The 19,844-nt window shown below is 69.3% G+C and carries 25 protein-coding genes and 3 tRNA genes; 18 read left to right on the forward strand and 10 right to left on the reverse strand.

What is annotated here, in order from left to right:
* Positions 1 to 161: 161 nt before the first annotated feature.
* From EWH70_RS10365 to EWH70_RS10375, 3 genes are all read right to left on the reverse strand, one after another.
* The gene (locus EWH70_RS10365) at positions 162 to 440 is read right to left on the reverse strand and encodes a hypothetical protein (protein WP_130475075.1); all 279 of its coding nucleotides are present in this window, start codon (positions 438 to 440) and stop codon (positions 162 to 164) included.
* Between the two features lie 107 nt (positions 441 to 547).
* The gene (locus EWH70_RS10370; RefSeq protein ID WP_205669078.1) at positions 548 to 1,426 is read right to left on the reverse strand and encodes a phosphotransferase family protein; all 879 of its coding nucleotides are present in this window, start codon (positions 1,424 to 1,426) and stop codon (positions 548 to 550) included.
* Positions 1,423 to 2,880, reverse strand: a complete 1,458-nt coding sequence (locus tag EWH70_RS10375; protein WP_130475076.1) for an XRE family transcriptional regulator — start codon at positions 2,878 to 2,880, stop codon at positions 1,423 to 1,425. The genes EWH70_RS10370 and EWH70_RS10375 overlap by 4 nt, the downstream gene beginning before the upstream one ends.
* Positions 2,881 to 3,171: 291 nt before the next feature.
* On the opposite strand from EWH70_RS10375, the gene EWH70_RS10380 reads away from it, so the two are divergent.
* Positions 3,172 to 3,372, forward strand: coding sequence for a hypothetical protein (locus EWH70_RS10380; RefSeq protein WP_130475077.1), 201 nt, complete (start codon positions 3,172 to 3,174; stop codon positions 3,370 to 3,372).
* On the opposite strand, the gene EWH70_RS10385 is transcribed toward EWH70_RS10380, so the two are convergent.
* The gene (locus EWH70_RS10385; protein ID WP_130475078.1) at positions 3,369 to 3,722 is read right to left on the reverse strand and encodes a GntR family transcriptional regulator; all 354 of its coding nucleotides are present in this window, start codon (positions 3,720 to 3,722) and stop codon (positions 3,369 to 3,371) included. The genes EWH70_RS10380 and EWH70_RS10385 overlap by 4 nt on opposite strands.
* Positions 3,723 to 3,903: 181 nt before the next feature.
* Here EWH70_RS10385 and EWH70_RS10390 point away from each other — a divergent pair, with 181 nt between their 5' ends.
* The 4 genes from EWH70_RS10390 (at position 3,904) to EWH70_RS10405 (ending at position 6,633) form a co-directional block, all read left to right on the forward strand.
* Entirely contained in the window at positions 3,904 to 4,176 is a 273-nt protein-coding gene (locus EWH70_RS10390) for a helix-turn-helix domain-containing protein (protein ID WP_130475079.1), read from the forward strand.
* 2 nt (positions 4,177 to 4,178) lie between these two features.
* On the forward strand, positions 4,179 to 4,586 hold the full coding sequence (locus EWH70_RS10395) for a hypothetical protein (RefSeq protein ID WP_130475080.1): 408 nt from the start codon (positions 4,179 to 4,181) through the stop codon (positions 4,584 to 4,586).
* Positions 4,583 to 4,978, forward strand: coding sequence for a hypothetical protein (locus EWH70_RS10400; RefSeq protein WP_130475081.1), 396 nt, complete (start codon positions 4,583 to 4,585; stop codon positions 4,976 to 4,978). Before EWH70_RS10395 ends, EWH70_RS10400 begins: the two co-directional genes overlap by 4 nt.
* A 278-nt stretch (positions 4,979 to 5,256) precedes the next feature.
* On the forward strand, positions 5,257 to 6,633 hold the full coding sequence (locus tag EWH70_RS10405) for a DUF3987 domain-containing protein (protein ID WP_240686904.1): 1,377 nt from the start codon (positions 5,257 to 5,259) through the stop codon (positions 6,631 to 6,633).
* A gap of 131 nt (positions 6,634 to 6,764) precedes the next feature.
* Here the strand turns inward: EWH70_RS10405 and EWH70_RS10410 are convergent, their stop codons facing one another.
* Complete coding sequence (locus tag EWH70_RS10410) at positions 6,765 to 7,007, reverse strand: hypothetical protein (RefSeq protein ID WP_130475082.1); 243 nt, start codon at positions 7,005 to 7,007, stop codon at positions 6,765 to 6,767.
* Between the two features lie 224 nt (positions 7,008 to 7,231).
* Between EWH70_RS10410 and EWH70_RS10415 the strand changes: the two genes are divergently transcribed.
* From EWH70_RS10415 to EWH70_RS10425, 3 genes are all read left to right on the forward strand, one after another.
* Positions 7,232 to 7,564 (forward strand): hypothetical protein, encoded by a 333-nt coding sequence (locus tag EWH70_RS10415; RefSeq protein WP_130475083.1) that lies wholly within the window; start codon positions 7,232 to 7,234, stop codon positions 7,562 to 7,564.
* A 1,087-nt stretch (positions 7,565 to 8,651) separates the two neighbouring features.
* Positions 8,652 to 8,876 carry a helix-turn-helix domain-containing protein gene (locus tag EWH70_RS10420; RefSeq protein WP_130475084.1) on the forward strand — a complete coding sequence of 75 codons (225 nt, stop codon included), beginning with the start codon at positions 8,652 to 8,654 and terminating at the stop codon, positions 8,874 to 8,876.
* A gap of 18 nt (positions 8,877 to 8,894) precedes the next feature.
* On the forward strand, positions 8,895 to 10,220 hold the full coding sequence (locus tag EWH70_RS10425; RefSeq protein ID WP_130475085.1) for a tyrosine-type recombinase/integrase: 1,326 nt from the start codon (positions 8,895 to 8,897) through the stop codon (positions 10,218 to 10,220).
* A 77-nt stretch (positions 10,221 to 10,297) separates the two neighbouring features.
* Here the strand turns inward: EWH70_RS10425 and EWH70_RS10430 are convergent.
* From EWH70_RS10430 to EWH70_RS10440, 3 genes are all read right to left on the reverse strand, one after another.
* Positions 10,298 to 10,371, reverse strand: a tRNA-Phe gene (locus tag EWH70_RS10430).
* A 31-nt stretch (positions 10,372 to 10,402) separates the two neighbouring features.
* Positions 10,403 to 10,476, reverse strand: a tRNA-Asp gene (locus EWH70_RS10435).
* A 14-nt stretch (positions 10,477 to 10,490) separates the two neighbouring features.
* Positions 10,491 to 10,563 (reverse strand) — tRNA-Glu (locus EWH70_RS10440).
* 162 nt (positions 10,564 to 10,725) lie between these two features.
* On the opposite strand from EWH70_RS10440, the gene EWH70_RS10445 reads away from it, so the two are divergent.
* Positions 10,726 to 11,604, forward strand: coding sequence for an alpha/beta fold hydrolase (locus tag EWH70_RS10445; RefSeq protein ID WP_130475086.1), 879 nt, complete (start codon positions 10,726 to 10,728; stop codon positions 11,602 to 11,604).
* A gap of 130 nt (positions 11,605 to 11,734) precedes the next feature.
* On the opposite strand, the gene EWH70_RS10450 is transcribed toward EWH70_RS10445, so the two are convergent.
* The gene (locus EWH70_RS10450) at positions 11,735 to 11,986 is read right to left on the reverse strand and encodes a hypothetical protein (RefSeq protein ID WP_130475087.1); all 252 of its coding nucleotides are present in this window, start codon (positions 11,984 to 11,986) and stop codon (positions 11,735 to 11,737) included.
* Between the two features lie 512 nt (positions 11,987 to 12,498).
* Between EWH70_RS10450 and EWH70_RS10455 the strand changes: the two genes are divergently transcribed.
* A complete protein-coding gene (locus tag EWH70_RS10455; protein ID WP_240686905.1) occupies positions 12,499 to 12,969 on the forward strand; it encodes a hypothetical protein in 471 nt (156 codons plus the stop codon).
* A gap of 67 nt (positions 12,970 to 13,036) precedes the next feature.
* Here the strand turns inward: EWH70_RS10455 and EWH70_RS10460 are convergent, their stop codons facing one another.
* Positions 13,037 to 13,240 carry a cold-shock protein gene (locus EWH70_RS10460; RefSeq protein WP_027941311.1) on the reverse strand — a complete coding sequence of 68 codons (204 nt, stop codon included), beginning with the start codon at positions 13,238 to 13,240 and terminating at the stop codon, positions 13,037 to 13,039.
* 368 nt (positions 13,241 to 13,608) lie between these two features.
* Here EWH70_RS10460 and EWH70_RS10465 point away from each other — a divergent pair, with 368 nt between their 5' ends.
* From EWH70_RS10465 to EWH70_RS36135, 8 genes are all read left to right on the forward strand, one after another.
* Positions 13,609 to 14,793 carry an Ig-like domain-containing protein gene (locus EWH70_RS10465; protein ID WP_205669079.1) on the forward strand — a complete coding sequence of 395 codons (1,185 nt, stop codon included), beginning with the start codon at positions 13,609 to 13,611 and terminating at the stop codon, positions 14,791 to 14,793.
* 74 nt (positions 14,794 to 14,867) lie between these two features.
* Complete coding sequence (locus EWH70_RS10470; protein WP_205669080.1) at positions 14,868 to 15,185, forward strand: hypothetical protein; 318 nt, start codon at positions 14,868 to 14,870, stop codon at positions 15,183 to 15,185.
* 4 nt (positions 15,186 to 15,189) lie between these two features.
* Positions 15,190 to 15,753 (forward strand): SigE family RNA polymerase sigma factor, encoded by a 564-nt coding sequence (locus EWH70_RS10475; RefSeq protein WP_130475090.1) that lies wholly within the window; start codon positions 15,190 to 15,192, stop codon positions 15,751 to 15,753.
* Positions 15,723 to 16,145, forward strand: coding sequence for a hypothetical protein (locus EWH70_RS10480; RefSeq protein WP_130475091.1), 423 nt, complete (start codon positions 15,723 to 15,725; stop codon positions 16,143 to 16,145). The genes EWH70_RS10475 and EWH70_RS10480 overlap by 31 nt, the downstream gene beginning before the upstream one ends.
* Before the next feature lie 19 nt (positions 16,146 to 16,164).
* Positions 16,165 to 17,319 (forward strand): sensor histidine kinase, encoded by a 1,155-nt coding sequence (locus EWH70_RS10485; RefSeq protein ID WP_130475092.1) that lies wholly within the window; start codon positions 16,165 to 16,167, stop codon positions 17,317 to 17,319.
* Positions 17,316 to 17,972, forward strand: a complete 657-nt coding sequence (locus EWH70_RS10490; protein ID WP_130475093.1) for a response regulator — start codon at positions 17,316 to 17,318, stop codon at positions 17,970 to 17,972. The genes EWH70_RS10485 and EWH70_RS10490 overlap by 4 nt, the downstream gene beginning before the upstream one ends.
* A 63-nt stretch (positions 17,973 to 18,035) precedes the next feature.
* On the forward strand, positions 18,036 to 19,451 hold the full coding sequence (locus tag EWH70_RS36130) for a hypothetical protein (RefSeq protein WP_240686906.1): 1,416 nt from the start codon (positions 18,036 to 18,038) through the stop codon (positions 19,449 to 19,451).
* The gene (locus tag EWH70_RS36135) at positions 19,448 to 19,840 is read left to right on the forward strand and encodes a FixH family protein (RefSeq protein ID WP_240686907.1); all 393 of its coding nucleotides are present in this window, start codon (positions 19,448 to 19,450) and stop codon (positions 19,838 to 19,840) included. Before EWH70_RS36130 ends, EWH70_RS36135 begins: the two co-directional genes overlap by 4 nt.
* Positions 19,841 to 19,844 lie beyond the last annotated feature (4 nt).

The raw sequence follows: 19,844 nt of genomic DNA on the forward strand, positions 1-19,844 counted from the left end.
AGTGGCCAGGGCCGGGGTCGAACCGGCGACCTTCCGCTTTTCAGATCTCGGGCCGTCCGTCCACCGTCGTTCAGAACGGCCCTGACCTGGGCAGACACGCAACGCCTGGAACCTCGGCGACACCGTGGACAAACCTGAACTGAGACGGAGACTGAGACGGGCTACCGGCCGCCAGGGCCCAGAAGTTCGATGATCTGGCTGAGTGACGTGTTCACGGTGGCGAAGCCCCGTCGCATCTCTTCGCGGAGGTCGATCTGGTTCTCTCGAAGTGCATTGAGGGCGCCCGTGTGGGCCCGCAGCTCTGCGCGCACCTCAGCCACGTCGCGGTCAGCCCCGGCCGCGAGCACGCGAGCGGCGGCGCTGTCGGCGGCCCGCTCAGCCAGCTCAGCCACCTGCCGTTCCAGGCGGGCTACACGCCCAGCCAGGTCTTCGTCAGCCATGTCGTTGATCCTACTTCCTGCCCTCGCCGACAAGGCGCCCAACGTCCAGCTCGTTCGGGGCCCGCCAGCTGGGGAGGGTGCTGGCGGGCCCCTGCTTCACGCCCCTGCTAGCGGGCGTTCCACCGCGCGGCCGTATCACCGCGACGGAGGGTGTCCACGCGGAAGGCCAGTTCGGCTGCCGCATCATCGTCGCCCGCGTCGGCGCGGCGAATGTACGCACCCAAGGTGTGAAGGTCCCGCATTTCGCGAAGCACCCCAAAGCCTTCCCAGGAAGTTACGTCATACCCGTAGGACGCGGCGAAGGCATCGCGCTCTTCTTGCGTGCGACCAAACCGCGCTCCTTGATGGGTATTAGCGAGGTCGAGTTCGCGCGGCCCGGTGCCAAATTCGTCCCAGTCGCCGAGCAATGGACGAGAACCATCCCACAGCGTGTTTCCCGGATAAGCGTCACCATGAATGAAGCCGACGCCCAACGGAAATTCTAGCTGTCCGTATTCCGTGAGCAGCACATGACGACGTTCGAACAACCACGTCTTGTCACTATCCGAAAGCCCGACACTCTTTTCGAGCGTGACACCTAACGACTGGAGCGGTTGGTACGGTTCGAGCTTCACGGGCGGCGAAGGCAATTGGTGAAGCTGCCTGAGAAGTACACCGAGCGCACTCGCACCCGGCCGGGGCCTATCTCCTTGCGGGTAATGCCGCCAGAAAGTCACCACGTTGTTGCCGACCTGCACGGGTTGTTCCACGCTCGACGGTGCAGGCGCCGGAAAACCTTGACTTATGAGCCACTTGGAAAGAGAAACGTTCCGCCGCGCACATTCTACCGTGCTCGAATCGCCCGATAGGCGCACAACGATTTGCTGCGACGGCAGGAGAAACAACGAATTCGCATGCTCCCGCAACGAAATAGGTTCCTCGTGTTCAACACCGACCTGTGCACATGCTTCGTGTAGAGCTGTAACGATCGCTTCGCGTACAGTCATCTATCCTTTAGCAGCTTCCTACTCATGGCTTCCGCCTTGAATTGGTCAATCTCCTGCGTCAGGTTACGCGCGATATGCACCCGGGTATATCGGGGATTCGTCAACGCGCTGCGCACCCTTCCCAGCCCGACCGCCAGCTGTTCGATTCGCCGTTCCGCTGGTAGGTCGAGAACCGGACGCAGAGCCTCTTGCGCTCCTTCCAGGTCACCGAGGGTCAGCCGTGCGGTACATACGTCCACCCGCGCTATCGCTTCGTCACCGTACGATCGCTCCTCTGGTAGTCCGGTCTCGTACTGCTCGATCGCCCACAGCGCGTTCCCTTCTGCCTGTTCCGCTTCCCCGAGAAGCGCGTACGCGCTCCCTGCGTAGTACCTCTGCTTCACGATGGGAAACGTCAGCAGCCCACCGAACTCTTCCAGCTCGTCGCCCACGCTGGCGGTATCCCGCGCATGGAGGGCGCGCTCAAGTGCGGCCATGGCGCGGTCACGGTGGCCGGCACGCGCCGCGACCCGAGCCTCAAGGGAGGCCAAGCGAACCCGGGAATCCGCAGTGACGGCGAACTGCTGGCCTCGTTCTGCGAAGTCGAGCGCTCGCCGGTGCTGGTGGGTCCACTCAGCGATAAGCGCGGCGGTCCCGTGCGTCCATGCCCGCAAACCGTCGTGGTCAGCCTGTTCGGCACAGGTCAGGGCTGCTCGCACCTGCGCCATGGCTGAGTGGGAGTCACCGAGGTTCTGGGCTCCGTGCGCGAGCAGGACACAGCTCGTGCCTGCCAGGAAGAACAGCTCCCGGGCCTGTGACGGATGCTGGCGGCCATTCTTGAGCAGGTCGAAGGCGATCCCACGCAGCTCGGTCAGGTCCCGGAACAACGGAACCAGCGGAGCATGCACGTAGTTGGTCGCGATCCTCCCCAACTCGTACGCCAGGTGATCCAGGGTGCCTGAGCTGACGTTCGATGCTTCTGCCCAGGTGGCGAAGTCCAGCGCGGCCTTGGCCGCGTCCGCCGCCAAGGCCGACGCATCTTGCCGTTCGTCGTGCTCCTCGACGGCCGCCACCACGTCGGCCCGCCCATGAGCAACGACGATTCCCGACTCCAGCGCGCCTTGCCCATCGGCCGGTTGGTGGTTCAGTTCGTCCAGGATCAGGCGCTCGCGTTCGTCCAGTCCGTCCCACTCGTCCGGCGCGATCAGCCGACGGGCCGCGGTGCCGTACGCCCGCGCCAGGACCACGAGGTTGAAGGCCGATGGACGTCTCCCGGTTTGCGGCCACCCCTCCCAGTCAGAGACCCGGGCCCCAGTCGTGCGCGCCTCTGAGTCGTTCGCAGCGGCGTTGAACCGCTCAGCTGCCTGATCGAGCGTCAGGCCGTTGGCGTACCGGTAAGCGGCCCGGATGCCGAAGCCCCAGCGTGCGCGCATCTCCGCTGCGATCGCATCGACGTCGCATCCCTGCCCGAGCATGGTCGTTCGTAGCGCGTCCCGCTCGCTCTTGCTCCCTGATTTCGCTCGTACCAAGTGGATTCCCTCCCCGGAACTCACACGACTGGCAGGCAACACGACCCACTGAGACGCACGGTACATCCCCCGGCGGGAAAACCGACCTCAGTTCCACCGTTTCCGCAGGTCAACGCCCTTTGATCATGGGGGTTAAGTCTCCCCGAGCGGGGAGGGTGATTCAACCGCGAACGGCCTTGAATTGAGACACGGGCAACACGAGAAGCCCGCAGCGCTCGAAGCGAACGTGGAGGAATCATGGCGAAGCAGAAGATCCCGGGTCTGGAGACATCCCGCGGCATCCTCTCGAAGCTGATCGGCGTGGCTGTGCTCATCGCACTGGTGGTCCTGGTGGTCAAGTACCCCAGCGACGCTGCATCGTGGGCCAAGGGCATCGGCAGCACGGTGGCTGACGGCATCGACGGATTCGTCGCGTTCTTCCGGGGCATCGGGAGCTAGCCATGCGGACGCAGCCCAACGTGACGTTCAAGCGCCTCAAGCCGTCGTTGCACGTCAGCGAGTTGCCGGGTCAGTGCATCCGGTGGCGCGGGGGCATCGGCCGGCACATCGGCGCCCGTGGCCCGCACGAAGGTCCCCTGTCCCTGCCGAGTCACGATCAGGGCCTCTTCCTGGAGCAAGCCGTAGGCGCGCTTGACGGTTCCAACCGACACGCCGAACTCGTCGGCTATCGCCTGGTGCGGTGGAAGTTTGTCGCCGACGCGGTACGCCTCTTCGCGGAGCTGGCCGCGCAGTCGCTCCGCGACCTGTACATAGGGCGCGCGGGGGTCGCTGGGGTCGAGTTTGTCCATGACGAGCAGCCTACGTCACTCAGTCGACTACTCCATCTGAGTGATAACAGCCGAGCTAGCTTGGCTCTTTATTCTACGTTGGCTAACGTTCCTGTTGTCGCACAAGGCGCACCAAACGCAAGCGGCCCCGGCGGTGTTGCAGCACCGGCCGGGGCCTGCACCGAAACCCTCGGAGGAAACGATGCAGTTCGAGCGTAACGAGTTCTTCACCGTGAAGCAGGTTGCGGACCGGCTGAAGATTCACCGGTCGACGGTGTACCGGGCGGTGAAGTCCGGTGAGCTGTCCGCGCTGAAGTTCGGGACCACCAGCAAGGGTGCGCTGCGGTTGCCGGGTTGGGCGGTCAACGCCTGGCTGGGCGAGTGCTTCGACGCTGCGTACGCCCAGTTCGTGGAGGGTGACCAGTCGCCCGAGCTGGCCGACGTCGACGGCGGCGAGACGGTGGAGGTGGCCTGATCATGGGGAAGCGGACTTCGCAGCTGGCCACCGCGACCATCGGCGGGCGCGACACTGAGTTCCCGACCGCACTGCGTGACGGTGCGGACAACGCGGCTGACCTGCGGCTGACGTTCACGGTTCCGGTGTCGTTGCGGGAGATCGAGGGCGCGCTGTGGTTCTTGGTATGGCGGGGCGGTGTGGCCCTGGCCGACCTGGCCGACCCGGCCGACGCCCGGTTCCTGGTTGTCTCAGCGCTGCTGGACGAAGCCAGCGTGGACATCGCTGCCGCTGCCGACGAACTGAGCCAGGCGCGGCGCGGCACCCATCGTGGTGAGGTCGCCGACCGGCTCCGCCATCTGGCTGCCGACGTGTTCGGGCCGACCGTCCCGTCACCGCGCCGCGCCCGTACTGCGGGGGTGGGTCGGTGAGCTGCCTGACCACCACCAGCGGGGTACGCCTGGTCCCCGCACCGGCGCGGCCGGGGCCGGACGGGCAGCCGGTCGACCGGGTGGGCATCTGGGCCGACGACGACCCGGTCACCCGGCGGGGGCCGGTGGTGCTGTCCACCGATGAGGTCGCCCTCGCCCTGGCCCACTGCGGGGAAGCCCCCAGCAAGTGGGGCTACCGGCTGCTCGACGACACCGCCCGCAAGACGCTGGCAGGAGTCGCAGCCATCGGCCGGGGCGAGCTGGCCCGACTGGTCGAGCGGTGGCGGGTCGGCAACGAGCTGGAGATCTGGCCGGCCGGGTACCAGACCAAGTGCCTGCGCCAAGCCGACGAGCTGGCACGCAAGGCGCACCGCGGCCCCCGACTCGACTGAACAGGCTCAGCCGACCCGGCTGACCAGCAACCGTCGACCCCGACGCCCCTTCTGCCAGCTACCCGGCCGACCCCCCGGCTCACCGGGTTACGTCGACCCCGGCTCCGGCCGGTGGGACCCATCCGACCCACCACACCAGCCGACCCCGGCCCACGGTGCTGAACGCGCCCACCGACCGGAGCCCACCGACTTGCCCCGGCCGCCCATGTCGGCCCGACCGACCGGCTTGACCTGCATCGGTCGACCCCGACCCCTCTCGTACGTCAAGGGAGTTGCTTGTGCCTTCGCCGCATCCAGATCGCCGCCTGCGGGCGGTGAACGACCACACCCCGACCGGCCCGGCCGACCGGGCCGCGCTGGCGGATCGCATGGCGGCCGAGATCGCTCAGGCTCGCGCCGGACTGCCCTCGATCGACCCGGCCGCGTTCGACTGCTACCTCGGTGACGTCGTCGGGTCGGTGGCCGAGTGGACCGAGGGCGACCCGGTCAACGTGCTGGCGTCGCTGATCTGCGTGACCGGGGTGAACCTCGGGCAAGGCCCGCACGTGCGCGCGGGTGATGACCTGCACCCGCTGCTGGTGTGGCCGCTGATCGTGGGGCGCACCAACTCCGGTCGCAAGGGCGCCGGGTGGGCCACCGCCAAGCGCATCGCCGCTGCCGCCGTGCCGGACTTCGTAACGCACAACCTCAAGTCCGGGCTGACCTCCGGGGAAGGGCTGGCCGCCATGTTCACCGACACCGACACCGACGAGGGCGACGGCGAGGACACGGCAGGCCCGGCCCGGCCGCGTAGCGGGGGCCGCCTCCCGCCGGGCGACCGTCGGCTGCTCGTGTTCGAGAACGAGTGGGCAGGCGTCATGGCCCGCATGCGCCGCGAGGGCAACGCCCTGTCCGCCACGCTGCGGGGCGCATGGGAAGGCGGCGACCTGTCCACCCTGGCCGTCACCGCCCGGATCGCGCCGACCAGTCACGTCGGCATCGTCGCCCACATCACCCCGGACGAGTTCAAGTCCAAGGTGTCCGCATCCGACCTGGCAGGCGGCACCTACAACCGGTTCCTGCCCATCATGGTGTCCCGCTCGCGGTTCCTGCCCGGCGGGCAAGGCGCACCGCTCGCGGTCATCAACGGTGTAGGCGCAGCCCTGTCCGAACGGCTGGAACAGGGCGCGAAGCTGGGCAACCTCGGGTTCACCGCCGACGGCGCCGACTACTGGGCACAGCTCTACGTCGAATTCGGCAGCGACATCAACGAGACCGGACCCGTGGAGCAGTTCACCTCCCGCGCCGCACCGAACTGCCTGCGCATCGCCGCCATCCACGCCTGCCTCGACAACGACACCGCCATCACCGCCCGCCACCTGGCCGCCGCCGCCGCACTGGTCCGCTACTCCATCGCCAGCGCCCGCGCGGTGTTCTCCCACGACCAGACCGCCGCCCGGATCGTGGCCTTCGTCGCCGCCGACCCGGACGGGCGCACGAAGACGCAGATCACCTCCGGACTGTTCAAGAACAAGCCCCCGAAGGAGCTCAACGATGTACTGGAACAACTGGTCAACGCCGGGCAACTCACCGCTGTGGACCGGCCGCGTACTGACGGCAAGAGCGGACGCACCGCCCGTCTCTACCAGGCCAACATCGCCAGCCTGCCGAAGTAATCGAAGTTTCGAAGTTGGCCGCTGACCTGCGGCTTCGCTGCGACCAAACTTCGACGGTTCGAAATTAGGTCTGACCGTTTCCGCAGGTCAGCCCCAAAGTTCGAAACTTCGACTACTTCGACCACCGGCCGCTAGCTGTCGGAGAGCTCGTCGGCCTCGTCGGGGCCGTACACCGTGCTGGAGTAACCGTGGATACGAAGAACACCGTCCCCCTCGTCGAAGTACATGGGAAGCGCCCTGCCGACATCGGTCACCGCCCACGCCACGACCGGCACCCCGGCCCCTCCCGCGTCGGTGCTGCCGTTGCTCTCCCGCGCAATCCGCCAGCCAGCAGGCCCGAACACCACCTGCTCGACACGCCCCGTCCGCGTCATCCCAGCAAAGCCAGGAAGCAGCACCGGAGACGTGAGGATTCCCTCCTCGGGATCCACCACCCTCGGGCGCCCGCCCTCATCGAACAGCTCGACTGGCGCAATCCCACCGCTGTAGTGCGCTACCCACCCCGTCGGCGAAGTTGTGTACATGGCTCGCCAGTCTGCCTGACTCCGCACGCAAGCCCCGCTTCCCCAACCTCAAACTCCCGACTGGAGGTCAACCCATGTCCGCGTTCGATGTCCTGTCCCGCTTCGGCACCGCCGCCCTGGTCCGCTTCACCCTCGCGCTGCTCGCGTTCGTCGTCGTGCACCTGGTGCGGCTGCCGCTGCTCGCCCTCGCGGCCGTCCTGGAACGGCTCATGCGCCGCCTCGATGCCCGCCTGGCCACGCTCACCGGTACCGCCACCGAACCACCGCGTACCCGCCGGGCCCGCGCCCGCCGCTGGGGTGACGCATGGGGCGAACCCGTCCCCAGCACCCGGCCCGCCCGCCGCCGGAGTGGATTACGGCCCGGATTACGACGACACCCGGCCCCGGCCACCGGATTACATCCGTAATCCGCGCTCCAGACCGGCTGTAATCCGCCCTGACCAGGCACGAATTACCGAGTTACGGCGCCACCCACCGTCGCTGAACTGTCCGCCAGAACCCCCGCCAGGGGCCGCCTGCGTCCGGCCCGAACCCCGTAACTCGGGTAACTCCCGCAGGTCAACGGCGGTGACACGGCAGGACACCCCGAAGTTAGATCGTAACTCGCACGCCGGGCCGTAACCGACCGCGTAACTCACGACCCCCGGCCAGCCAGCCCCCCACCGGGGGCCCACGGCGGGCCAAGTGAGCGGGCAAGTGAGCAGCCAGTGAGCCCGCCCGGTCGGAGTGGATTTCCACTTCCCCGCTCACTCGTCCGGCTCACTCCCGCCGACCAGCGACGACGGCCCGGCAAGTGAGAGAAGTGAGCAAGTGAGCGCACCGCCCGGACCGGCCGCCACGCCCCTGTTTCAGCCCGACCCGTCACCCGTCCACCCACCGCAGCAGGAGGCCGCCACCGTGCCCACCATCACCCCTCTGCCAGCCGCTCCGGCGCCGGTCACCGGCGAGGGAATCGGAAGGGAGCCCGGGAGGGAGCCCACCGACGTGAAGGGAGTTTTCCCTTCCGCCTCCCTCGCCCGGCTCCCTCGGGCTGAGCAGGCCGAACCCGCCCGAAGGGAGTCAAGGGAACAAGGGAATCCGGCCCGCCGAACCCCGCCCGGAACGCGTCCGGCGGGAGGCCTGGTCGGCTCCCTCCCTCGACCCGGCCGCGCCCCACCACCGGCCCGCCCAGTGGGTTAGGTCGCGGGTTAGGTCCCACCGACCGGGTTACGAACGTAACCCGCCGGGTTAACCCACCCGACCCGCGCCCTGACCAGCACCAAGTTAGCCGGGTTAAGCGGGTTACGCGAGTGCCCACCGGCCCCGAAACCGGCCGCAAAGCCGCCTCGCGCGGCACCGGCACGCGACGTAACCCGACCCCACCTTCGGGCCGGGCGCGCCACCCGGCCGCCCGGTCACCAGCTGGCAGATACGGGGACACCCGCCGCGCTCACGGGCCCGCGCAGCCCCGGCCGCCCAGCCGTTCACACCACCACCCGTCACGAGGGAGCCGCCATGCACAGCCACACCGCGAAGCCGGAAGCGCCCCGCGAACTGCTCACCGTCGAAGCCGCCGCCCGGCGCCTCTCGATCGGGCGCACCACCATGTACGCCCTCATCAAGACCGGCCAGATCCTCACCGTCCGGGTCGGCCGACTACGCCGCGTCCCAGCCGACGCCCTCACCGCCTACGTCCGCCAGCTGGCCCACACCCAGCACACCAGCCACACCGCGGCCTGACCGAAAGGAACCATGCGCATGCCACGCAAACCACGACCAGAAGGGACGCGCCGACCAAACGGCGCCAGCTCCATCTATTTCGGAAAAGACGGGAAATGGCACGGCCGCGTCACCGTCGGCGTCAAAGACGACGGCAAACCCGACCGGCGCCACGTCGAACGCAAAACCGAAGCCGAAGTCATCGAAGCCGTCCGCGAATTGGAAAAGCTGCGCGACTCCGGGAAGGTTCAGAAGCCGGGGCAAAATAAGTGGACCGTTGAGAAGTGGCTGACACATTGGGTGGAGAACATCGCCCCATTGACCGGTCGGTACAAGACCGTAGTCGGTTACCGGACTGCGGTCTATCGGCATCTGATACCGGGGTTGGGATCACATCGCATGAAGCGTGTAGAGCCTGACCATTTCGAGAAGTTGTACACGAAGATGATTGCCGCTGGTGCGAAACCGGCGACGGCTCACCAGGTGCACCGGACGGCGCGGACCGCCTTCGGTGTTGCCGAGGACCGTGGAATCATCACCCGAAATCCGGTCAGCAAGGCGAAAGCGCCGCGAGTCGAAGAGGACGAGGTAGAGCCTTACGAAGCTGACGAAATTGGCAAGCTCCTGGCCGCGGCGCTATCTCGCCGAAACGGCGTCCGCTTCGTACTCGCCCTGGTGTTGGGCACGCGGCAAGGCGAGACTATCGGGTTCAAATGGGAACGGCTTGACCGCAAGAAAAGGAAGCTCCGCGCGTCGAAGCAACTCCAGCGGCAGACCTGGAAACATGGCTGCGACGACCCGAACACGTGCGGCGCGAAATACCACAAGGTGAATCCGTGCAAGGAGAGCTGTAAGAGGCATAAGCGGAAGCCGTGTCCGCCGCCGTGCCCGCCGGACTGCACGAGCCACGCGCGGTGGTGCCCGCAGCGGCACGGCGGCGGCCTGGTCGAAGTCGATGTGAAGTCGAAGGCCGGCCGACGGGGCTTCGTCCTGCCGGACCGGCTGTACGACCTGCTCATGGCTCACGAGGAACAGCAGGCCAAGGAGCGGGAGCACGCGGGCACCGAGTGGCACGAAGGCGGCTGGATGTTCGCGCAGCCGAACGGGAATCCGATCGATCCGCGCCGGGACCTGGACGAGTGGAAGGAGCTTCTGCGGGAGGCTGGCGTCCGGGAGGGTCGTCTCCACGACGCACGCCACACGGCAGCAACGGTGCTTCTGCTCCTGGGCGTGCCGGAACGGGCCGTGATGGAGCTGATGGGCTGGTCCAACAGCAGCCAGGCGAAGCGGTACCAGCACGTGACGGCGAGCCTCCGAACGGACATCGCCGACCAGTTGAACGGCTTCTTCTGGGGCACCAACTGAGACGGAGACTGAGACGGGGGTGCACGCAGACGGCCCTCACCGAGTCCGGTGAGGGCCGTTTGTGCAGGTAGATGGAGTGGCCAGGGCCGGGGTCGAACCGGCGACCTTCCGCTTTTCAGGCGGACGCTCGTACCAACTGAGCTACCTGGCCGGATAACGCCGGCTAGGAGCCGAACGCTTTGCGACCCTGACGGGACTCGAACCCGCGACCTTCGCCGTGACAGGGCGACGCGCTAACCAACTGCGCCACAGGGCCTTGCTTGTACTGCGTACTCCCAACGGGATTCGAACCCGCGTTGCCGCCTTGAAAGGGCGGAGTCCTAGGCCGCTGGACGATGGGAGCCCGGCCGGTCCGGCTAACCGACCCAACCGCGCTCTCAGGGTCCCCCTGGGAGCGATGACAAGCATAGGGCACGCCCTGAGCGCCCTCCAAACCGGTATCCCCTAAGCCACCCACAGGCCCGCGACCTGCGACGAGTGCCCATCGAGGGCCTAGGGTGACCACGTGTTCGACGGCTTCACACTCGAGTGGCTCGACGTCGGGGACGTGACGCTGCGCGTGCGCCACGGCGGGTCGGGCCCGGCGGTCCTGCTCCTGCACGGCCATCCCCGCACCCACACCACCTGGCACCGGGTGGCGCCGCTGCTGGCCGAGCGGTTCACCGTGGTCTGCCCGGACACCCGCGGCTACGGCGAGTCGAGCAAACCCACCTCGGCCGCCGATCACACTCCGCACAGCAAGCGGGCCATGGCCGGGGACTGCGTACGGCTGATGAGCCGCCTCGGGCACGACCGGTTCGCCGTCGCCGGGCACGACCGCGGCGCCTACGTCGCCACCCGGCTCGCCCTCGACCATCCCGACCGGGTGAGCCGGCTGGCCGTCCTCGACGCCGTGCCGATCGCCGAGGCGCTGCGCCGCTGCGACGCCGAGTTCGCCGCCGCCTGGTACCACTGGTTCTTCTTCGCCCAGCCGGACAAGCCCGAGCGGGCGATCAACGCTGATCCGGACGCCTGGTACGACGTCGCCGGCCGCAACAGCCCGGAGCGGCTCGGACCCGGCAACTTCGCCGACTTCCACCGGGCCATCCACGACCCCGCCACGGTCACCGCGATGCTGGAGGACTACCGCGCGGGCCTCGGCGTGGACCGCGCACACGACGAGGCCGACCTCGCTGCGGGCCGGCGCATCACCTGCCCGACCACGATCCTCTGGTCCGGCCGCGACGACCTCGGCGACCTCTATGGGGACGTGCTCGGAATCTGGCGAACGTGGACAACCGATCTGCGTGGCGGCGGCGTGATCGATTCCGAGCATCACATGGCCGAGGACGCACCGGATGAACTGGCTACCGCACTCACGGTGTTCTTCGCCGAAACTGACTAGACAAGACGTAGCATTTCCTGGGAAATCGATTGCCTTGTCAGCCGCGTGCAAGTACGTTCCGAAGTGGCGCCCAGGTGCGCCACCAGGGGGTGTGCACCTGGGCCCCCTTTTCTTCCCGCCTGCGCGGTTCCTAACGTTGAACGGGTAGGCGCCCGTCGTCGTCCGGCACCAGCCCCAGCATGTCCAGCAACTCCGCGCAGTCCTCCGCGCCGAGCGCTCCCTGCGCGACGGCCAGCCGCGCCCGGCGCACCTGGTCGTCGGAGATCCTCGACGCGTCGGCCTGACCGCCTCGCTGCGCGGGCACACCGCCATAACCGCTGGTCCCCGCGTCGGTACCGTCGTACCGCAGGAGGAACTGACGAACTTCCACAGACCCGCTCATTGTTCCTCCAAGGACTTCCGGACGGCTTGGCCGCGAGGCTAGCGATCAGTCGAAGCCGCTCGCAGCCCCCCGCAGAGTGAACCTCGGATAACGCTCAGTCTCCGGTTTCGCATCCACAAGGGGCCAACCGAGCGACACAGCCAGCGTGCCCGGAATGAACCGCAGGCAAACCCGGCATGACACCTCTGCCGGAATTTTCCGGTCCAGCACTCGCCGAACCACGCCGTCTCGTGTAACAATCGACTTGCTGACACACCCCCGGTCAGCGCCTGTGGAGATCCCCTCCGGCCCCCGCGTTCCTCCCCCTGGCGCGGGGGCCTCTCCATTGCTACGCAATGTTTTCGATCACTTCTCATACCGTGCGGAGAAATCGCAGCCGGACTACTGCGGGTTAATGATCGACGTAAAATGATCACCGAATTGGCCGCTTGTATCCGGTTGGTTGCTTACCGTCGGTGTGTCCCGGGTCACATCAAGGTTTCCGTCGAGACGGAACCGTTACCATGGCCGGCGTGCCTCTTCCCTCACTCGGACGCCGGAGCAGCCGGACCGACCTCAAACCGGTCAACCCCGGCCGTCACCGCAACAGCCCCGCCCGCGAGGCAGCCAGCACGGTCGAGGACCACGAGCTGACCAGCTACCTCGCCGCGCTCGCCCCGGAATCGGACCCGGAGAGCACCGGCGGCGGCCGCCGCTTCGGCGAAGCCCAGGTCTTCCAGCTGCGGATGAACCTGATCGCCAGCGAGCAGCTGAAGGAGATCGCCGACGCCCGCGACCTCTCGCCGCAGGCGCTGGCGCTGGAGTGGGTCCTGGAGCGCCTGAACTGGGAATCGCAGGCCGCGTCCTCCTACGACCGGCAGCAGCAGCCCGAGACCCGTCGCGGCAGCCTCGACGACGAGCCCCACACCGACCAGTTCCACTTCAGCGAGGACGACTTCCCCGCCGAGGACTGGGACCCCAAGCCCGTCAGCGGCAGGCTGTAGCGCCCCACGACGACAGAGCCCCCGGCGGACGGATCCGCCGGGGGCTCGACTACGTCAGTGGCCTACGTCAGATGACGCGCACCTTCTGTGCCTGCGGGCCCTTCTGACCCTGGCCCACCTCGAACTCCACTCGCTGGTTCTCCTCGAGGGTGCGGAAGCCGCGCCCGTCGATCTCCGAGTAGTGCACGAACACGTCGCCCTCGCCGCCGTCCTGGGCAATGAAGCCGAAGCCCTTCTCGGCGTTGAACCACTTCACAGTGCCTTGCGCCACCGCTTAACTCCTCGTTACAGATCCGCATGAGCAGCACCGGAGTACTACCCGAGCCGTCCCGGGCGGTTCCAACGAGTCGAGCGAAGAGCTACAGGTGCGGCTCATGGCTCGCGTCAGAAGTTCCGCGAGTAGTGAAGCCACGAACACGCAAAACGACGGCCTGGCAGCAGCCTACCGGGATTCGACGGAATCTGAACCCCACCGAGACACCGAGATCGGGGAATGCGCCAAGGTCACCGGAACGTTGTAACGCGCCGCACACGGACCCCTCTTCATTGTGACGCGAGTCACATTCATGAAGGTCAACGTCGTAGCCCGATAGGACGTCACCTGGACACGGGGAGCACTCGGGGAGATAGGGGAGCACGGTGACATCACGAACCACCCGCGGTCGGATCCTTGCCGGGATCGCGCTGGCCGGCGTACTCGCGCTGAGCGCGTGTTCCGGTGGCGGCGCAACGCCTTCCGCGCCAGACCCGGCGGGTGGCGATTCGCCTGCCGCGCCGGCGAAGCTGACCGTGCAGCCGGCGGGTGGCGCGCGGGACGTGGCTCCTGCCGACCCCGTCCAGGTCAGCGTCGCCGACGGCGCACTCGAGTCGGTCACCCTCACCAATCCGGACGGCAAGCAGGTGGCGGGGCAGGTCTCGCCGGACAAGCGCTCGTGGACCAGCTCCGAACCGCTCGGCTTCGGCAAGACCTACACGTGGTCCGGCACGGCCGTCGGCACCGACGGCGCACGCGTCCCGGTCGGCGGCGCGTTCACCACGGTGACCCCGAAGCGCAAGGAACACGGCAAGCTCAACGTCGGCGACGGCCAGACCTACGGCATCGCCATGCCGATCAGCGTCACCTTCGACAAGCCGGTCAAGGACAAGGCCGCCGTGGAGAAGGCGCTCACGGTCGAGAGCACGCCGAAGACCGAGGGCTCGTGGGCGTGGCTGGAGGGCGACACGTCGGTGCACTGGCGGCCGAAGGAGTACTGGAAGCCGAACACCCAGGTGAAGGTCACCGCCAAGCTGTACGGCCTCAAGGTCGGCGAGGGCGTCTACGGCGACGAGGACGTCTCGGCGAGCTTCACGATCGGACGGTCGCAGATCGTCAAGGGCAACACCCAGACCCACCGCATGCAGGTCATCCGCGACGGCCAGCAGGTCGCCGACTACCCGGTGAGCTACGGCCTGGACTCCGACCCCGGCCGGGTCACCAAGAGCGGCACGCACGTGGTGATGTCCAAGCACTCGACCTACTTCATGAACAACGCCCGCTACGACTACGAGAACTTCAAGGTCAACTGGGCGGTGCGGATCTCCAACAACGGCGAGTTCACCCACGCGGCGCCGTGGTCGGTCGGCGACCAGGGCAAGCGCAACGTCTCGCACGGCTGCCTGAACATGTCCGACGCCAACGCCAAGGCGTACTACGACAGCGTGCTCACCGGCGACCCGGTGGAGATCGAGGGCAGCACGCAGAAGCTGGGCCCCAAGGACGGCGACTACCACGACTGGACCTACAGCTGGGACGAGTGGCTCGCGAAGTCGGCACTCAACCGGTAGAAAATTGCCTGCAACCATGAGCAGCACTCGCCGCATGTCTGACTACGCAAGAGATCGCAACAGAAGGAGCAGTCTTGCGTACACGACTCGTGCTGGCAGCGGGAGCGCTGCTCATCGGTGGCGGCATCGCCGTGGCGGTGCCCGCTCTGGCGGCGGAGAACCCGCCGGCGCCGGCCCCGCCCGCGCCGACCGTCACCCAGGCACCCACCCAGGCTCCGCCGGAGCCGACCGCCGCCCCGGCTCCCCCGGAACCGCCCCGGGCCGAGCCGACGCGGACGCGCCCGGGGACGCCCGCACCCGCGGAGCAGCGGCCGACCGCGGCGCCGGCGGTGCCGAGGGCGATTCCGGCCGGGCCGACCGGTGATCAGGCGCCGGAGATCCTCGAGCCGTAACCGGGTGGCGCGCGACCACACCAGGGGAACCGGGCAGGGCTCGCCGTACGACGGCGAGTTCGCCCGGTTCTTCGACGCGCGCGTACACCAGCTGCGCTCGACCGCGTACCTGCTGTGCGGCGACTGGCACCAGGCCGAGGACCTCACGCAGGCGACGCTGCTCAAGCTGTACCTGGCCTGGCCGAGGCTGACCGGCCGCGACCGGCTGGACGCCTACGCCAGGCAGGTACTGACCAGGACTTTCCTCGCCGAGCGGCGCAGGCCGTGGCGGCGGGAGAAACCGGCGGAGGAACTGCCGGACGACGTGAGCGTCGACGGGCCCGCACCGGAGGAACGCATGGTGGTGCTGCGGGCACTGGCGGCGGTGCCGCCCAAGCAGCGGGCCGTGCTGGTCCTGCGGTTCTGGCAGGACCTCGGCGTCGAGGAGACCGCGGCCGCGCTGAGTTGCTCGGTCGGCAACGTGAAGAGTCAGACGGCTCGTGGCCTGGCGACACTGCGTGCGAGGCTCGGGCCCAGCTACGGATCGGAGGTGAACGCATGGCAGACGAGCACATCAGGAACGTCCTAGCCCGCACGGGCGCGGCGGACGGCCCGCCGCTGGGCGTCCACCTCGACGACATCGTCAGCCGGGGCGGCCGGATCCGCCGCCGTCGCAAGCTGGCCACGATCGTCGGCAGCGCGAGCGCGACGGCCGGGGTCATCGTGGCGGTCGCGTTCTGGCTCACCCCCGGGCCACCGGAGCACGTCCAGCCAGCCGCTCCCCCGCCACCGGCCCCGCCCGCGCCCATCGTGATCCCGCAGGAGTCCATGCCGGTGCCACCGGAGCCGCCGTCCCAGGCACCCACGCGGACGAGAACACCCGAGCCGACCAGCACCCGCCAGCCGCCACCGCCGAGGGCCCGGCCGGACGCGCGCACGCCGTCGAGCGCGCCGACCGAACCGGGCCTGCCACCCGGCTGAGGTCTGGCAGGGTAGGCCCGTGCGAGACGTCAGCGGGTCCCTGCGACGGCAATCGCTGCTGATCGCCGCGGTGTGCCTGGTTTCCGACGTCTCGATGTACGTGCTCATCGGACCGCCGCCGGACTACTGGCAGACCTGGGTCGTGCTGGCCCTGCTGCTCGCCGCCGATGCCGCGCTCGCGCTGCCGCCGAGCACGTCCGGCCTCGTCGCGCTGCTGCACGCGGTACTGCTCGCGGTCACCCCGCCGCTGCTCGACGCCGCCCCGGGCGCGGAGACGTCCAACAACGTCGGCGCCCTGCTGGCCGGCTACCGGGTGGGTGCCTGGCTCGACCTGTGGCCCGCCCTCGCCGCGCTCGCGGCGATGCTGGCAGGCAACGTCGTCGGCGAGCTGATCGAGCAGAACCTCGCCGGCCGGGACTGGCGGCTGCTGGCCGCCGTCACCCTCGGCAACGTCGTCATGCCGTGGCTGGTCGGCCGCTACACCACCGCGCGCCGCGCCTACATCGCCGAGCTGGAGCAGGCCGCGGAACGACGCAGGCAGGACGAGGCCGCGGCGGTCAGCCGCGCGGTCGCGGAGGAACGCAGCACGATCGCGCGGGACCTGCACGACGTGATCTCCCACCACGTCAGCGCCATCGGCGTGCACGCGGGCGCGGCCCGGATGGGGCTGGCCGGGGCGGGTACGCCCGCACACGAGTCACTGTCGGCCGTCGAGTCGGCCAGCCGGTCCGCCATGGACGACCTGCGCAGGCTGCTGGACCTGCTGCACGGCACCGGAACCGGCGCCACCCGGCGGCAGCCCGGACTGGACAACATCGACGAGCTGCTCGACGGGGTCCGCAGGGCCGGGCTGGCCGTCACGCTGCGGACGACGGGACGCCCGGCACCGCTGCCCGGCTCGCTGGACGTCACGCTGTACCGGATCACGCAGGAGGCACTGACCAACGCCCTGCGGCACGGCGACGGTGCGGTGGAGGTCGTGCTGGAGTACGGCGACGACGAGGTCGGGCTCACCGTGGTCAACCCGGTGGCCCCGGGCACGACGGAGGCGGGCACCAGCCGCGGCCTCGCCGGGATCCGGCAGCGGGTGGCGTTGTTCGGCGGCCAGGTGACGACCGGCCAGAGTGGCCGGTTCTGGGAGGTGCGGGTGGCGTTTCCGGTGGAGCGGTCATGACACTGCGGGTACTGCTGGCCGACGACCACGACCTGTTCCGCTCCGGTCTGCGGGCCGTGCTGGCGACGCAGCCGGACCTGGAATGCGTCGGCGAGGCGGCGGACGGCCACGCCGCCGTCGCCGAGGCCCAGCGGCTGCGGCCGGACGTGGCGGTGCTCGACGTCCGCATGCCGAGGCTGGACGGGTTGGGCGCGACCGAGCGGATCCTGTCCGCGCCCGGCAACACCACCCGCGTTCTGGTGCTGACCACGCACGACCTGGACGACTACGTCTACCGGGCACTGCGTGCCGGGGCGAGCGGTTTCCTGCTCAAGAACCTTCCGCCGGAAGAGCTGGTGTCGGCGGTGCGGGTGGCCGGGCGCGGCGACGCGCTGATCGACCCGTCGGTGACGCGGCGGCTGGTCGAGCGGTTCACCACGAGCATCGTTCCGGCGGAACGGGCGCCGGGGCTGGACCGGCTGACGCCGAGGGAACGCGAGGTGTTGCTGCTGCTGGCCGACGCGCGCAGCAACGCCGAGATCGCCGAGCACCTCGGGGTGGGTGACGAGACCGTGAAGACCCACGTCTCCCGGATCCTGACCAAGCTGGACCTGCGGGACCGCGTGCACGCGGTGGTGTACGCCTACCAGCACGGCATCGCCCCCAGGGGCTGATTCAGGGGCACATCCCCCGCGTTGGGGACGACCCGCGCGATCCGGCTGATTACGTTCTGTCGCATGGGGTCCAGGGGGTTCGTCGTCGCCGGCGTGGTCGGCGCGCTGCTGTGTGGCGGTGTCGCCACCGCGGCGGCCGACGGCGGGCAGGAACGTGCCGACATCCACGTCGCGCAGACACTCGGCGACCGTGAGCTGACCGTGGTCATCCGCCGCACGGACACCGTGCCCGGCCCGTTGCGGGTGGACGTGGTGACCCACGCCGGGGACGCGCCGGGGCGCCTGGGGCTGCGGCTGGTCCAGCAGGGCCGGACCACCGCGTCGGCTCCGCTCGACCTCGGCGAACGGCCCGGACCACACGGCGTGACGCTGCGGCTGGAGCAGACCGGGCCGGCCGAGCTGGCACTCGACGACGGCGGCCGCACGGCGCTGATCCCGTTCGTCGTGCCCGCGATCGTGCTGCCGGTGTGGCAGCAGGTCAGCTACGGCGGTTTCGTCGCGGCCGGGGTGTTGCTGCTGGTCGCGCTGGTCGTCGCCGTGCGAGCCCGCCGCGGCTGGCCCGCGCTGGTCGCCGGTGGCGGGGTGGTGGCCGCGATCGCCGTCGGCTCGACGGCCGCGTTGCTGTCGGCGACCGTCCCGCCGCCGACCCCGCCCGGCACGGTCTCCGACCCGCTGCCCGACGGCTCCCCCGACCCATGGTCGCCGGTCCCGGTGGACACCTCCCGCCCGCCGGTCAACCTGGCCGTCGGCGCGCCGGGCGCCACCGCGGGCGCACCCGCCGAGGTGACGCTGTCGCTGGCCGACGGCTCGACCGGCCGTCCCGCCGACGACCTGCTGGTCCACCACAACGCCCTGATGCACCTGGTCGTGGTGAGCCCGTCCGGCCGCATGTGGCATGTGCACCCGGTGCGGGTCGCGCCTGGCGAGTACGCCGTCCGGTTCACCCCCTCCGAGCCCGGCCGGTACGGGCTGGCCGCCGAGCTGGCCCGCCGTGGCGGCGGCATGCAGCTGGTCCGCGGCTCGTTCGACGTGGGCGGCACGGCGGCGGAGCCCGCCCCGGCGCCGGGCGGGCTGGGTCCGCGCACGGTCGGCGGGCAGCCGGTCGAGCTGACGTCGACCGGCGCCGGGGCGGGAGCGCCGACCACGTTCACCGCCCGGTTCGGCGACCGGGCCGACCTGCAGCCGTGGCTGGGCATGGTCGGTCACCTCATCGTCGTCGGCCCGCTGCCGGAATCCGGCCTCGGCGCGGCGGCCGTCGCGGCGCCGGTGTGGGCGCACGTCCACGCCATGGTTCCGCCGACGGCGGGCGGGGTCGGCGGTCAGCCGGACGAGACGGTCGCCGCCTACGGCCCCGAGGTCCGGTTCACCTACACGTTCCCCGCGCCCGGCCGGTACCGGCTGTGGTTCCAGGCCGAGCGGGACTACGGCGTGCTGACCGTTCCCGCCGTGCTCGACGTCGGAGAGGGGCAGGTCCGGTGAAGGTGTGGCTGGGTGTGGCCGGACTGGTCGCGGTGGCGTTGCTCGGGTGGTTGCTGTGGCCGTCGGCGGCGGCAGCACCGACCGTGCTGCAGACCAGCACGAAGCACTTCGGCGTCCGGCTGACCGTCGAGGACCCGAAGCCGGGACTCAACGTCATCGGTATCGAGCTGACCGATCCGCAGGGCCGCCCGGCGGACGCGCGAACGGTCACCGTGGAGCCGGCCATGCCGCGAATGGGCCACGCGCTCGAACCCGTGCCCGCCACCGCCGAGGCGCCGGGGCGGTACCGGGCCACCGGGACGACGCTGCCGATGTCCGGGCAGTGGGAGATCACCGTCGCCATCAACGGCGTGGAGCGTGCCGTGTTCGGCCTGCTCGTCAACGATTAGGAGA

Origin of the sequence: Amycolatopsis suaedae (assembly GCF_004214935.1) — a bacterium.
In the GTDB taxonomy this organism is placed as follows: domain Bacteria; phylum Actinomycetota; class Actinomycetes; order Mycobacteriales; family Pseudonocardiaceae; genus Amycolatopsis; species Amycolatopsis suaedae.